The following is a 13,219-nucleotide window of genomic DNA, read 5'->3' on the forward strand; positions in this document are numbered from 1 at the left end:
ACTTTGCCGGGGCTTTTTATGCACTATCGAACGCGCACGAATTCTGCACTGACTCGCCCTCCATCAGGGCGAGTGAACGTTTCGTACATCCGATCGCCTTCCACTCTCAGTTGAAGCTCCCGCGAGCTTCTTTCACTGCCCACCCAGTTAGGGAACGTAGAACCTTCTACGTAATTACCGGCGAAGCGCCCCTGTTCATCGACGGTATAACTACCAAAGAAGCCAATACTCGAAGCCATGGCACGGCTATTCTCTTCGTCGGTGCCACCACCACGTGAATTTGACTCAAAACGCTCGGTGTCACCATTGGTTAATACCTCGACGAAGTGCATGTCAGCAGTGAAAACCAGCATGCCCTGTGGATTCTCACCATAAGGATGCTCGGTAGCCCCATCGTTTTCCAATGTAGCTGACACCATGCGCCACGTTCCGGCAACCTGATTGGGTTCGGAAGGAGGCAGTAAAGGCTCGCTAGCCTGAGTAGCTACAGCGGCCGCAAGTAATAAAGTGCCAGTTATAATTCCTAGCTTCATAAGGATGCTCCTGACGGGTTCTGAAGAGATATTTATTCTGTTGTTTTTAACTGTTGAGATAAATACCTATATTTCGCATGACCTAGTGAATAAATACCACCAACAGAAGTGCTTCAGCGCCTAGCTGCCTGAGCTTATCTGCACTTTAGCCGGATCGGGCCAACCCTAGAACTTGATGGCCACTAGCAAGTAGCTCTCTCGTAACGGCTATGCCTAAAAAGCCTGTCGCATCAGTCAAAAACATCTTCATAACGCTTCCCCTTCCTCCCAGTGAATACTTGTCATGGGAGAGAATATCGATCAATCTTTATCCAGATAAATAAGCGGCTTTATAGGGGGATAATGACTAACACGCTAGCTCCCTCCTGCGATTCCAATAACCTTGGTGCTTTCTTAAAGGATCGGCGGCAACGACTTGACGCGCTAGCACTTGGTTTCGGAGGGCGCCGGAGGACATCTGGCCTTCGGCGTGAAGAAGTCGCTCAGCGAGCCCATATCAGCACAACATGGTATACGTGGCTCGAACAGGGACGTGGGGGCGCACCATCAGTGCGCGTACTCGAAAGCCTTGCTAAGGCGCTGATGCTGACCGAAGCCGAGCGCGAGCATCTATTCTTGGTCGGCATCGGTCACCCGCCGAAAGCCCACTCCTCTGTTCAAGAAGGTATCTCGGAACGACTACAACGATTTCTCGACGCTATGCCTATGATCCCAGCGACCGTCGCAACGTCGACATGGGACATTGTTGGCTGGAACCGAGCAGCTCAACTAGCGCTCACGGATTACCCGGCACTACCTCCCGATCAACGAAACATATTGAGGCTCATGTTCCTTGATCCAGCGACACGCGCGGCCCAAAACGACTGGGAAACAGTGGCACGGTTTCTAGTGGCAACCTTTCGCGCAGAAACCGCACGTATGGGGGAGAACCCGCGATCTGCTGGACTCGTGGCGGAAATATCCAGCAAGAGTACGGATTTCAAGCGCATGTGGAGAGCAAACGATGTTCATACCGCTGGGGAAGGATCGAAGACAATTTTCCACGCAGTGGTAGGAGAAATTACCTTCGAGTTTTCATCCTTTGCGATTGACGGGCGGCCGGATCTAAAACTGATGACCTACAACCCGGCGGAGCGCTCCGACTTGGAAAAAATGGATCGGCTGAGCCACTCCGGATAACCTGTCGGCCGACCCTTTTAAAGGTGCTAATCGGCGTAGGCTGAGTCGATCGCACCATCGAAGACCACGAAGGCGACACAGAACTCTGACAAGCAATTGTCAGAGTGCAACTGGCCTCCAGGCTGATACCAATAGGCGCCCGCTGTCTGAATCGGCACGTCCGCTTCAAGCTGACCTTCATCCCAGTGCTTCATAGTCCCCTCCATAAGCGACAGGTGGTAAGCCGCGCTATGACTGTGGAAGCGACCGCCATAATTCAGAGGGAACCGAAACAGCGCTGCCGATGGGCCAGTCTGAGGATTCCCCCACAGCACCGAGATCTGAGGGCTGTTTGGATTATCAGCGTAAAGCGGCGTGAAGCGAGCCTCGGCAGCTTCGTAAGGAACCACGTACGTTCTTCCTTCGGTGGGCGGGATTTGGTCGACGTCGCTCGAATATGCAGGGATGCAAACCAACGAGCCAAGCAGCGAAGCGGCGCATGCCAAAAAAGCAGAGCGGGTCCCTAATCCAGTCCTGTCCATTCTTCTTACGGCATGTAAGCTGAACACTACCATGATGCTTTCTCCATTTAGAGGGTGGCGCAAGCGTGTTGCCTGCCGCCGAGAAAGCTGGATTGTGTGCATACCTCACATCCTGGTAAATATGTTTTGTTATAGGGGTAAAAGCACTAACAGGTTGGGCAAACCATTGCAGTCACTGCACGTTCTTGAAAGAGTGCTAGAGAGCCTAGACGCTATTTTCATCACTTTCAGCGATCTATGCTGGGTTGACGCCAGCGCCATTGAGACCAACTGCGTGGCTATACGAAGCGGGCGTTGCCCCACGACTATACTGCCTCGGAGAAACTCCCATGACCCGCTTAAACGCAGTGCTGAACGCGCTTTCGGATTCGTATCCAAGGGATAATGAAATAACGGAAACGGGATCTTGGGAGTTCTCCAACCTCTCTCCCGCCAGCATCATGCGCCAGCGCGTCACGTACTCCATGGGCGATGCTCCTATCGTTTCCCTGAACTTCTGAGCGAACGCCGAGCGCGACATACAGGCGCACTCGGCCAGCGCCTGCAGCGTCCAGCGGTGTGCAGGGTCGGCATGGATCGCATTAATTGCCGGCCCCAACTGTTTGTCCGCTACCCCCAAAAGCCATCCCCCACCGTTAATGACTCCTTCCGCCATATGAAGCCTTAGTGCCTGTACCAGCATCATATGAGCGAGGTGCTGGGCAATCAGGAAACCACCGGGCTCGGGGTCGTGCAACTCCTTCATCATGCGTTCCACAGACCACCGTAATGCAGCCTGTTCTGTCTCGTTGTGGATGTGGACGATGGGCGGCAGCATGCCCATCAGCATATCGGCATGCCCCCCACTGACGCCGAACCGGCTGCCCACGATAAAGAAATCGCCCCCGCCGTTGACCTTCACAACGGTGCCAGTACGTGGTGGGGGAAAATAGTTGCTGGAGGGCTCTGGTGGCAACGACATATCGCTCGCCAACCGAAAAGGGCGTCCGCTCGGTAGAACGAAACAGTCGCCCTTCTGCAGATGTACGGCCTCCGGAACACCATCGACGGCCAACCAACATTCGCCGGAGACTACGGCATAACACTTGAGGAGCTTATGCTGATCCGGAAATTGGAGCGACCATGCACCGCCAGCCTCCACTCCAGAGGAGACATAGCTTCGCGGTTTCAGTAGCGAGAGTACATCTGATAGGGGATCCATGGGTCCTCCTGGACGATTGCAAAGATAAGCAGGACAAACGCGCATAGACCAACCTGCACGCACCCCTTATGGTCGCAGAGTACTCGACTCTGGCAGACACCGCGAGACCTAGTTGAACGCTAAGTTAGCCACACCCTTTGTCATTCACGCCAACAATCTGAACAGCATTATAGAGGACAACACTCTGATGCCATCAACTGTAAGCCCCCATCCGTTTAGCAGTGCGAACGATCAGTGTAGGCCGGGGACATCGCCGCGGGACATGGAACAGGAAATACTGATTGAACAGGAGCAGTATCTACGCAACTTATCCAATAGAACACGATACGGTTCCACTTCTCAGTCAAAGGAGATGAAACATGGACAACAAACAACTTCATCACAGTGAGCAATGCATAGGGGTAAATGATGTTGCTCGGCGCCAATTTCTTAGCGGCCTCGCTTTGGGTGCCGGTGCAGGCTTAGCTATGAGCCTAGCAATATCGCCTCTGGCGAATGCAACCAACCGCACAACTGGCACTCGAATCGTCGTGACTGCGCCGACTGGCAATATTGGTTCGCAAGTACTGACAAATTTACTAACCAGTTCCAGTGATGCGAAAATTCGCGTTATCGTGCGCGATCCATCGCGCCTTCCAGCGCAAGTACTTGATCAGGTCGAGGTCATTCAGGGCTCACACAGCGATGCGAGTGTCATGGATCAGGCCCTAGAGGGAGCCAGCAGTCTGTTCTGGCTATGCCCTCCGGACTCTCGCGCAGAAAGTGTTATGAGTGCCTATGTAGACTTCACCCGCCCCGCCTGCGAGGCAATCAAGCGGAATGGCTTAGGAAGTGTGGTCAGTATCTCGGCGCTAGGAAGGGGTACACCAATGGCGGCAAATGCCGGTTACGTCACTGCCTCTCTGGCAATGGACGACTTGATTGCGAGTACGGGAGTGGCGTTTAGAGCGCTAACCATGCCTTCGTTTATGGATAATATTGCTCGCCAGGCTTCCTCTATCCACGAACAGGGTAGATTCTTTCTACCTATTGATGGTGACCTCAAACTACCGGCCGTTGCCACCAGAGATATCGCTTCGGTCGCCACAGGGCTTCTACTTGATCCAACTTGGCGCAGCCAAGAAGAAGTGCCAGTGTTAGGGCCGGAAGACCTCTCCTTCAATGAAATGGCGCGAATCATGTCCGACGTTTTGGATAAGCCCGTAATTTATGAGCAGGTTTCTTTCGAAACGTACAAGACTGGCTTCGTTCAACGAGGAATGTCAGATGCCATGGCTCAAGGCCTAACCGACATGGCAAAGGCAAAGAACGAGGGGATCGATAACGCACTCAATCGCACGCCTGAAAACAGCATGCCGACCAGCTTCAGGCAATGGTGTGAAGAAGAATTGCGACCATTGATTCTCGTGTAGCGGAATTCTCCTATTTTCACTTCACTAGCCTTACGACTTACCGACGCAGCAAAACATAGATCTGGCGCGTCCGCCGGTCACTACAGCGATCAAACTGAAAACAACAGTATCAAGGTCGTCGACTATCTCGTCCGGGGGAACTTGCCAGCAAGTTATAAACCGCACGAAAGCGGCTTTAAACATGACAACGGTGCTTTTAGCCAAAGAACTTCATGATACGAGAATAAAGGTAAATTCGGTCGCACCCGGCTTTACTGCTACTGCCCTGAACGGTGGTGGCTCAGGTGCGCAAACTGAATCAGAAGCGGCTCGGGTGTGCGTCATGGTAGCACTATTGCCTGATAATGGGCCCACGGGCGGCTTCCTTGGGCAAAATTGCAAAAGAGCCTTGGTAATAGCCATTCTATGTTAATTCCGACCAAAAAATCGCTACAGCCACACTCACAACGCTAACAGACTTGTTGGCGATGATTGTCTTATGCGCTACTTACTGGAACCTATTTTAATTCAGATTTAATGTCCATAAGAAAAAATAGAGAAATTAAGTTTAATCGTGTAGCCACGCATTCATCTTTTACCGCCGAATAGTTAAGTTTCTCTAAGTAACTATTCGGCGGTAGTCATAGGTCGAAAGAGTATCAAGTGCGATTGATCAATCGATACTCTTTGCTAATTATCATATTGGCTTACCATCGAGGTTACTATGCATATTTTAAAACGCAAGCTCCTAAATCCGCCCAACCTGCCCGATACCTTGATTGAGGGACATAGCCAAGCCGTATTAGTAGAGGGAGGCACCCGGGTGCTGATGTCTAGCCAGGTGGGGATGGATTCCGCAGGAGAGTTGGCGGGCCCTGAGCTGGCCGAGCAGACCGAAGCGGCGCTGGACAATGTCGAACGGTTGCTAACAGGCCTCGGTGGCGATCTCTCACGAGTGGTGATGCTAAGAATCTACTTAGCCGAATCCGCTCGCTACGATCAGCAAGTGGTGATGGAGGCGTTGAAGTATCGCTTCCCTGTCGCACCGCCGGCTGCCACTTGGTTAATTGTGTACGGCCTTGCCGAACCGGAATGGTTAATTGCTATCGAGGCTGAAGCTGTACTACCGGGGCTCGTCTTGAACAGCTAAATGCTTGTCACCACCGTTCACTGGCTAGAAATAACCGTAATTTTAATAGAGGCTTTGATGGTATGAGTTGTTGTATGAATTAAGTCACAACAAGCGCAAACTAACCCTGCAACTCTCGTAGCAGATCAATAAAAGCCCGCAGGCTAGGCGGCACATGCCGGTTATTCGGGTAGTAGAGAAATAGACCGGGAATGCTTGGACACCACTCTTCTAGCACGGTGACCAGCCTCCCATCCCTCAAATAATCTTGTGCATAGGGCTCTGGCACATAGGCGATGCCTAAATCATCCGCGGCGGCCTCCACCATCAGTTGGCTACTGTCCAAGGTCAGCGCACCGGGCACATCTACCGCCACATCCTGGCCATGCTGCTGAAACTCCCAGCGGTAGAGTTTACCGCTCGGCAGCCTTTGCCTTATGCACTGGTGAGAGGCCAGATCGTCCGGTGTCTTTGGTACCACACGGCCACGCAGATAGTCTGGGGAGGCAACGGCAAGAAAGCGCAGCTCATGACCCACAGGGATGGCGATCATATCCTGGGGAACCGCCTCTCTCAGTCTTACGCCCGCATCAAACCCCTGCTCGACAATATCAACCAGCCGCCCCTCGGCCACGAGATCAAGCTCGACGCCATCATGAAGGGCAAGAAAACGCGGCACCACGGTTTGCAGCAACAGCCGCACGGCTCCTTCACTGCCATTGATACGCAGCCGCCCCGTGATCTTTCCTTCGGCGCTGGAAGCATCCTCAAGGATTGACTCCAAGTCGCTCAATAGAGGGCTCAGCCGTAATAACAGCCGCTCGCCGCTCTCTGTCAGCGAGACACTACGTGTGGTTCGGTGCAGCAGCCGGGTGCCCAACCGTTGCTCAAGCGTGCGCACAGTATGGCTGAGTGAAGAGCGGCTGACTCCCATCAGGTCGGCTGCTCGGCGAAAGCTACGGTGCTCCGCCACGGCCTGAAACGCCTTGAGGTCGGTTAACGTTGGCTTACTCATTGGTGAATAAATTTCACCTCCTCGTGCCAATTGATGAGCATTCCCTTACCAGTTTTACTGCCCTAACCTTTGTCTTGCAACATTTAATGAATGACTTAGGAGATATCTCATGGCTAAAACCTGGCTTATCACAGGCACATCCACCGGCCTTGGCCGACTACTCACTGAACGGCTGCTTGAACGCGGCGACCGCGTTATAGCAACGCTACGCCGCAAGGGTTCGCTGGACGACTTGCTCGCCCTGCATGGTGATCGCTTGCAGATACTGACCTTCGACGTGACGGATACGTCGACGATGAGAGATGCCGTTTCGCAAGCGTTCACTACGTTCGATCGAATCGATGTGGTCGTCAGCAATGCGGGGTATGGACTCTTTGGAGCTGCCGAAGAAGCCAGCGATGAACAGATTGAGCGGCAAATCGCGACCAACCTCACAGGCTCTATCCAGTTCCTTCGCGCCGTACTGCCACATTTACGTGAACAAGGGGGCGGCCGCATCGTTCAGGTATCGTCAGAGGGCGGCCAGATCGCCTATCCAAGCTTCAGCCTTTATCACGCCACGAAGTGGGGCATCGAGGGGTTCGTCGAATCCGTGGCAAAGGAGGTCGCGCCATTTGGTATTGATTTCGTTATCGCCGAGCCGGGCCCCACGGCCACTCACTTTGCTGAAGGACTGGATCGCACACCCACGACGACGATCTATGAAGATACCCCAGCAGGCGAGCTGCGTAGAGCACTGGCGTCAGGAGACTTGGCCATTAAAGGCGATGCAGGCAACACCGTTGATGCCATCATTAGCATAACTGACATGCCGAACCCACCACTGCGTATTACGTTAGGCAGCACGGCCTATGACTCCATTAGCCATGCGCTAAAAGAAAGGCTTGAGTCGCTCGAAGCGTATAAGGAGGTGGCGCTCTCTGCGGACAGAGATGAAGTGACTTAATATGCAACTCCCGCTATGCATTGTCTTCACTCAAGCGCCTATTCGTTGCGCTTCAGGAACGTCTCCATTAACGGCTTGGAGAGATTTTTGATAGCGGAGAGCATCGCGCTTCGGTGGTGTTTGAAAAAGACGGCCGTATTCGCGAGTGAATTGCGATACGCTCTCGTAACCGACCTCAAAGGCAGCATTACTCGCGGAGCATCCCTCGTCGAGCATGAGGCGGCGCGCTTCAATCAAACGCAGCCGCTGTTGATACTGTCCCGGCGTTAGCGAGGTCATGTGCTTGAAGTGTTTGTGAAACGAGCTGAGGCTCATGCCTGCCTTTGCTGCTAGTTGCTCCACCGACACCCGAGACGTGTACTCGGCTCGCAAGAGTGCAATGGCGTCAGCAAGGCGGCTCGCGTAGCTATCCGGGTCGGCGATATCCCGTAAAGCGGCCCCCTGAGGGCCCGACAGCAGCCAGTAATGCAACTCCTGCATGATGCCTGGGCGAAGAAGCGGCGCTGAATCAGGGCGATCCAGCAGTTTCATCAGCCTTGATACGCAGTCAATCACCTCGACTTCACTATCTTCGGCAAATAAGGTCGGCATCTCGGGTAGTTGCTGGGCATGGGCACTCCCTATATGAGCGGCTAGCTCACGCAGGATCGCCCTATCCAGCTCGACCGCAACGGCTAGATAGGGCTCCTCCGTACTTGCCTGCACAATCCTACCCACCACGGGCATATCAGCGCTGACGATCGCTGACTCCCCGGCGGACAAGACCGCTTGTTGTTTCCCAACAAGAATGCGCTTGGCGCCCTGCAGAACCAAACATACCAGTGGCTTATAGACCGATTGCAGATCGCCAGCTGGCGCCTCGACGCACATCATTCGAAGTCCCGGCACGGGTGTTAACGCCAAACCATCGCTATTGGCGTGACGTTTGGCATACGTCTGAACCGCCTGTTTGAGTGAATTCATCTGCTTTCCTCCAGCATCTCAACTCAAATTTAGCATGGCGGAGAAGACGCTTCTCCACGCGTGCAGGGTCAGGCAAGTTTTGCGTAAGTGATGGCAAGCCCAGCCCCCCGTCAAATTGATAAAAAGTACAGGGTATTGAGTCCTAAAAATAGACGGAGCGTGAAACCATGAAAATGTCAGGAAACACCATACTTATTACCGGCGGCGGTTCCGGGATTGGTCGTGAACTTGCCTTACGCTTCAATGCATTTGGCAACACCGTAATCGTCGCCGGACGGCGCATGGAAACGCTGGAGGAAACCATTGCTGGCCAGCGCGACATGCACGCGATGGTTGTCGATGTTGAGGATCCAGAGGAGATCACCTCCTTTGCTGAGCGTGTCATCGCCGAGCGTCCCAGCCTCAATGTGCTGATCAACAATGCGGGCATTATGCGTCGCGAGGACTTGTCCCGCACCCGCGACCTGAGCGATGCCGAGCAGACAGTCGTTGTCAATCTGCTCGGGCCCATCCGGCTAACGAACGCACTGACCGACCATCTGGTAAACCAGCCAGACGCGGCGATCGTGAACGTCTCCTCGGGGTTAGCGTTTGTGCCGTTAAGCGGCACGCCCACCTATAACGCCACCAAGGCAGCCATCCACTCCTATACAATCTCACTACGCGAGCAGCTAAAGGGTAAGGTCGAGCTCATCGAGCTTGCGCCTCCCGCCGTACAGACAGAGCTGACGCCAGGCCAGTCGACCCGGGAAGGCTATATGCCGCTTAATGACTATATCGAAGAGGTCATGACACTGTTTCAACAGCAACCGACACCCAAGGAGATTTTGGTGGAGAAAGTCAATTTCTTACGCTGGGCAGAGCGTGACGGACACTTCGATCAAGCGGTCGAGATGCTCAGCAAGATGTGAGTTCACCCATCCTCTAAGCTTCTAACTCGCACATGCACTGTTTGCTGATGGCCGCAGTGCATTTGCCCATTCACACCTGCCAACCGTGCTCAGAGCGAATAAAGGATAGAAGACAAACCCTTACCTCAACGCAAGCTAACGGTTACCCACCCTTAACTGCAATATTTTTAATTATGCGAGCAGGATTACCGCCTACCACCACATTATCGGGTACATCCTTGGTTACAACGGCGCCCGACGCTATAACCACGTTATTGCCTACTATAACGCCTGGGTTAATGATGGCGCCGCCACCAATCCAGACGTTATCGCCAAAAAAAATCGGCTTTGCATACTCTTTACCCGCATTGCGTTCATGGGGATCAAGGGGGTGCGTGGCCGTATAAATCTGTACATTTGGCCCGAGCATGCAGTTATCGCCAAACCGAATTTCACAAACATCCAGCAGGGTGCAGTCGAAGTTGGCAAAAAAGTTTTCGCCAACATGAATGTTATACCCGTAATCCAAGCGTAAATTAGGTTCTATATAGAGATGTTCCCCCGTCGATCCGAACAACGCTTTCAAGGCTTTTAAGCGCTGAGCATCAGTTTCCAAAACATGATTATATTGCCTCACCTTCCGCCTTGTTTCTTCACGCTCTTTTAGCAATACCGGATCAGCAGGGTTATAGAGCTCTCCCGCTAACATCTTGTCTTTTTCTGATCGCATTAGTTGCCGTCCTAGCTTGAACCCATTGTTAATCAACCATAGCCGTTATTACTTTTACGTCGCTTCGTCGTAACCTAACACAGCTGGTTGACGAGCAGACTCAGCGGCATTGAGGTCATCAGCCTCTGAACACGGCGAAGGCCATAGGGACGCTAAAGCTTGGATCGATGATCGCGCCCCAGCGATTCAGACCGTGATCCTTCCGCGCCCAGAGATTATTCCTGAACGACAAATGATCCATTGGGGTAATAGTTGCAGATGAACTCCACAAAGGCCCGGACTTTGGGGCTCTGTAAGCGTCGGGAGGTATGCAGAACCCAAAGCTCGACTTCGTTGCCGGCGGCGCCCCACGACACCAGCTCGCCTCTTTCCAGCAGGCCTCCGATGATGGATTGCGGCAGCATGGCCGCTCCTGCACCCGCTACAGCGGCATCTCGAACCGTCGCGTTCTGTACGTCAATGTGTCGCACTTTGCCGACAAGTATAGTGTGGAGCACATGATCGAGCAGATGGGCTTTAACGCCACCATCCTGCGGCGCAGCCAATTCACTATGCCACTACACTTGTTGTTCCTGGTCATTGAAACCGCCAAGCCTTCAACGCCGCACGGGGTTCGGGGTCGAAGACCTGTACCTTGTCGGGTTCCCCATTGGCCTGTTCAACAGATGGTTATAGGCATTGAGGCCATGGCTGATTCACTCCGTACGCTGAAGTCGGCAATGCACCACCCTTGGTGTTTTAGCGATAGAACCTCGACAGCGCCCTGAGTACCTCGTTCGACACCCGGGGCTGGAGCTCTATATCGTCGAGTTCGTTCATGCGGTAGTCATAGACTTCAAAGGCCCCCGTGGGGTGCACCGCCACCTGATAGTCGGGCATCAGGATGCCATAACCCATGTAGCTGCCTGAAAGCATCCAGTCGCGATGGGGTTCGACGTTCAACAGGCTTTGCCCCAGGGTGTAATGTTGAGGAGCCGATTCACAGTCGAGCAGCTCCTCGAGCAGCGTCGGTGCGATATCGGCGTGGTGTGTTCGCCGCTCCAGCGCACCACCGGATCGCCCCGGCAAATGCATCACCAGCGGAACCTGGATCTGCTCCGGCGTGTAGTTGCTGCCATGTCCCCAGTAGTTCTTGCCATGTTCGTTGAAGGACTCACCGTGGTCGGCAGTAATCACTATCGCAGTATCCTCAAGCCGCCCACGGCGCTCCAGGTCATCGAGTACACGTCCCAATTGCTGGTCCACATAGCGCGCTGCCGTACGATAGCGGTTCCAGTAAGGTTCGGGATCAAAGTCAGGCCCCAGGCTCATGTGGTTGATATGCTCCCAATAGGGCGTGAACCGCGGGAAGTCTGGCGGATGGCTGTAGCCATGCACGGCGTCATAGAACAGGAAACCAAAGAACGGGCGCTCATCTGACCTTGCCTCTTCTTTGTCCATCCAGGCTAGCCAGTTATCGGTGATCTGCTGATCGCGCTCCCAGGGCTCGCCTTTTGCTGGTTCCAGCGAGACATCCTTGAGGCCGGCAAAAACGTTACGGTCGAAGGCAGGGCTCACCAGCGTCGCCGAAGAGAGAACCTGAAATCGGTAATCGGCAGCCTCTAATCGCTCCATCAGTACCGGGGGCGTCTGGCTGGCAGTAAATGCATCCCAGTAGGTGACTGGCAGGCCATAGAAGAGGCTGAAGACGCCGGCCTTGGTGGAGTTGCCACCGCTGATATGCTCACGCGCCCTGAACCAACCGGGTTGATTGGCGTACCGGTAAAGATTCGGCATCACTTCAGGAGTGAGCACGTCGTGGCGCAGGGTATCCACCAGCACCAGCAGCAGGTTGTCGGAAGACACCGACGGCGAGCAGCTCAGCGGCGCGGAGGGGTAGACCAGGTTCTGCGCCTCGCCCTCCGTCGCCTCGAGATCCACCTGATCGCGCACTACCTGGGGATCGACCCACCCCTGCTTGACGAAGAAGCGCTTGGCAGTGGCTGGATAAAAGACCGGCACATGACGCGTTATGCCGGTGATGTCGCGGTCGTAGTGGGCATCCGCCCAGGCATGCCAACCGTGCCCCCCCAGCAGGGCCAACAAGCTCACTACCAGCATTGCGCCCACAGGCCGTGAAGGTGGACGTCGCTTGAACAGCAGTCCGAGACCACCCTGCACCGCCAACATGCCCAGCACGCCACCGACGGCCAGTGCCCAGGCGACCCATGAGAAGCTGAACACGTCTCCTCCGGCGTTAAGCAGCAGGTCGAGGATGAAGCCGCTCAGGTGAAAGCGATACTGAGCGTAGACGAAGGTATCAAGCAGCAGTAGCAGCTGCAGGCCACTCGCCCACAGGGTGGTCATCAACCATAGCCCGCTGCCGCGCAAAACCATGGCCAGCAGGAACATCGGCAAAGCTCCCAACCATACCAGCAGCGAGAGATGACCGAGGAAAACCATCAGCAGGTAGCTCCACTGCTTGGCCCCTTCGGGCTGAATATAGCCGACATAGCGCAGCGAGATCACCCAGGCAAGCAGCAGGTTGGCCAGGGTCCAGGCGCCAAGCCAGCGCCACCGGTACAGGAGTCGATAGATCATGCACGAATCCTCGAAAGAGCAGAGGCCCTTCAGTCGACGTTGAGTGGAAAGAGTGTTGACTGTCGCAGCCGCTGGCTTACTGAGAACTTACGCAATACTTCTCGATCGTTCCGATCCCCCGCTAAGGCTTCTGAAAGACGC

The 13,219-nt window shown here is 54.3% G+C and carries 14 protein-coding genes; 6 read left to right on the forward strand and 8 right to left on the reverse strand.

Annotation, left to right across the window (positions count from 1 at the left end):
- Positions 1–23: 23 nt before the first annotated feature.
- The gene (locus AC4EYZ_RS06950; RefSeq protein WP_474192175.1) at positions 24–533 is read right to left on the reverse strand and encodes a lipocalin-like domain-containing protein; all 510 of its coding nucleotides are present in this window, start codon (positions 531–533) and stop codon (positions 24–26) included.
- A 342-nt stretch (positions 534–875) separates the two neighbouring features.
- Here AC4EYZ_RS06950 and AC4EYZ_RS06955 point away from each other — a divergent pair, with 342 nt between their 5' ends.
- Positions 876–1,712, forward strand: coding sequence for a helix-turn-helix transcriptional regulator (locus tag AC4EYZ_RS06955; RefSeq protein ID WP_414121292.1), 837 nt, complete (start codon positions 876–878; stop codon positions 1,710–1,712).
- A gap of 26 nt (positions 1,713–1,738) precedes the next feature.
- Here AC4EYZ_RS06955 and AC4EYZ_RS06960 read toward each other — a convergent pair whose 3' ends face one another.
- Positions 1,739–2,101, reverse strand: coding sequence for a cupin domain-containing protein (locus tag AC4EYZ_RS06960; protein WP_053856885.1), 363 nt, complete (start codon positions 2,099–2,101; stop codon positions 1,739–1,741).
- 367 nt (positions 2,102–2,468) lie between these two features.
- The gene (locus AC4EYZ_RS06965; RefSeq protein WP_138799645.1) at positions 2,469–3,434 is read right to left on the reverse strand and encodes an AraC family transcriptional regulator; all 966 of its coding nucleotides are present in this window, start codon (positions 3,432–3,434) and stop codon (positions 2,469–2,471) included.
- A 359-nt stretch (positions 3,435–3,793) separates the two neighbouring features.
- Here AC4EYZ_RS06965 and AC4EYZ_RS06970 point away from each other — a divergent pair, with 359 nt between their 5' ends.
- The 3 genes from AC4EYZ_RS06970 to AC4EYZ_RS06980 all read left to right on the forward strand — a co-directional run bounded on the left by AC4EYZ_RS06970 (position 3,794) and on the right by AC4EYZ_RS06980 (position 5,975).
- Positions 3,794–4,846, forward strand: coding sequence for an NmrA family NAD(P)-binding protein (locus tag AC4EYZ_RS06970; RefSeq protein ID WP_201304182.1), 1,053 nt, complete (start codon positions 3,794–3,796; stop codon positions 4,844–4,846).
- A gap of 124 nt (positions 4,847–4,970) precedes the next feature.
- Positions 4,971–5,258 carry an SDR family oxidoreductase gene (locus AC4EYZ_RS06975; protein WP_490204283.1) on the forward strand — a complete coding sequence of 96 codons (288 nt, stop codon included), beginning with the start codon at positions 4,971–4,973 and terminating at the stop codon, positions 5,256–5,258.
- A gap of 291 nt (positions 5,259–5,549) precedes the next feature.
- The gene (locus AC4EYZ_RS06980; RefSeq protein ID WP_474192191.1) at positions 5,550–5,975 is read left to right on the forward strand and encodes a Rid family hydrolase; all 426 of its coding nucleotides are present in this window, start codon (positions 5,550–5,552) and stop codon (positions 5,973–5,975) included.
- 100 nt (positions 5,976–6,075) lie between these two features.
- Here the strand turns inward: AC4EYZ_RS06980 and AC4EYZ_RS06985 are convergent, their stop codons facing one another.
- A complete protein-coding gene (locus AC4EYZ_RS06985; RefSeq protein WP_474192190.1) occupies positions 6,076–6,969 on the reverse strand; it encodes a LysR family transcriptional regulator in 894 nt (297 codons plus the stop codon).
- A 109-nt stretch (positions 6,970–7,078) separates the two neighbouring features.
- On the opposite strand from AC4EYZ_RS06985, the gene AC4EYZ_RS06990 reads away from it, so the two are divergent.
- Entirely contained in the window at positions 7,079–7,915 is an 837-nt protein-coding gene (locus AC4EYZ_RS06990; RefSeq protein WP_474192189.1) for an SDR family oxidoreductase, read from the forward strand.
- Between the two features lie 30 nt (positions 7,916–7,945).
- Here the strand turns inward: AC4EYZ_RS06990 and AC4EYZ_RS06995 are convergent, their stop codons facing one another.
- Complete coding sequence (locus AC4EYZ_RS06995; protein ID WP_474192188.1) at positions 7,946–8,878, reverse strand: AraC family transcriptional regulator; 933 nt, start codon at positions 8,876–8,878, stop codon at positions 7,946–7,948.
- A gap of 167 nt (positions 8,879–9,045) precedes the next feature.
- Here AC4EYZ_RS06995 and AC4EYZ_RS07000 point away from each other — a divergent pair, with 167 nt between their 5' ends.
- A complete protein-coding gene (locus AC4EYZ_RS07000; protein WP_474192187.1) occupies positions 9,046–9,789 on the forward strand; it encodes an SDR family oxidoreductase in 744 nt (247 codons plus the stop codon).
- Positions 9,790–9,931: 142 nt separating this feature from the next.
- On the opposite strand, the gene AC4EYZ_RS07005 is transcribed toward AC4EYZ_RS07000, so the two are convergent.
- From AC4EYZ_RS07005 to AC4EYZ_RS07015, 3 genes are all read right to left on the reverse strand, one after another.
- Entirely contained in the window at positions 9,932–10,498 is a 567-nt protein-coding gene (locus AC4EYZ_RS07005) for a sugar O-acetyltransferase (protein WP_474192186.1), read from the reverse strand.
- A gap of 215 nt (positions 10,499–10,713) precedes the next feature.
- Positions 10,714–10,902 (reverse strand): hypothetical protein, encoded by a 189-nt coding sequence (locus AC4EYZ_RS07010; protein WP_490204192.1) that lies wholly within the window; start codon positions 10,900–10,902, stop codon positions 10,714–10,716.
- Between the two features lie 334 nt (positions 10,903–11,236).
- Positions 11,237–13,078, reverse strand: coding sequence for a DUF3413 domain-containing protein (locus AC4EYZ_RS07015; RefSeq protein WP_490204193.1), 1,842 nt, complete (start codon positions 13,076–13,078; stop codon positions 11,237–11,239).
- Positions 13,079–13,219: the final 141 nt, after the last annotated feature.

This window comes from Vreelandella sp. 162(4c), assembly GCF_058152265.1.

What these genes read in the sequence shown, in the direction of transcription:
- AC4EYZ_RS07015 (WP_490204193.1), bottom strand. Translation starts at nt 13,078, where the DNA reads ATGATCTATCGACTCCTGTACCGGTGGCGCTGGCTTGGCGCCTGGACC.
- AC4EYZ_RS06985 (WP_474192190.1), bottom strand. Translation starts at nt 6,969, where the DNA reads ATGAGTAAGCCAACGTTAACCGACCTCAAGGCGTTTCAGGCCGTGGCG.
- AC4EYZ_RS07000 (WP_474192187.1), top strand. Translation starts at nt 9,046, where the DNA reads ATGAAAATGTCAGGAAACACCATACTTATTACCGGCGGCGGTTCCGGG.
- AC4EYZ_RS06950 (WP_474192175.1), bottom strand. Translation starts at nt 533, where the DNA reads ATGAAGCTAGGAATTATAACTGGCACTTTATTACTTGCGGCCGCTGTA.
- AC4EYZ_RS07005 (WP_474192186.1), bottom strand. Translation starts at nt 10,498, where the DNA reads ATGCGATCAGAAAAAGACAAGATGTTAGCGGGAGAGCTCTATAACCCT.
- AC4EYZ_RS06995 (WP_474192188.1), bottom strand. Translation starts at nt 8,878, where the DNA reads ATGAATTCACTCAAACAGGCGGTTCAGACGTATGCCAAACGTCACGCC.
- AC4EYZ_RS06990 (WP_474192189.1), top strand. Translation starts at nt 7,079, where the DNA reads ATGGCTAAAACCTGGCTTATCACAGGCACATCCACCGGCCTTGGCCGA.
- AC4EYZ_RS06970 (WP_201304182.1), top strand. Translation starts at nt 3,794, where the DNA reads ATGGACAACAAACAACTTCATCACAGTGAGCAATGCATAGGGGTAAAT.
- AC4EYZ_RS06965 (WP_138799645.1), bottom strand. Translation starts at nt 3,434, where the DNA reads ATGGATCCCCTATCAGATGTACTCTCGCTACTGAAACCGCGAAGCTAT.
- AC4EYZ_RS07010 (WP_490204192.1), bottom strand. Translation starts at nt 10,902, where the DNA reads ATGCTGCCGCAATCCATCATCGGAGGCCTGCTGGAAAGAGGCGAGCTG.
- AC4EYZ_RS06980 (WP_474192191.1), top strand. Translation starts at nt 5,550, where the DNA reads ATGCATATTTTAAAACGCAAGCTCCTAAATCCGCCCAACCTGCCCGAT.
- AC4EYZ_RS06955 (WP_414121292.1), top strand. Translation starts at nt 876, where the DNA reads ATGACTAACACGCTAGCTCCCTCCTGCGATTCCAATAACCTTGGTGCT.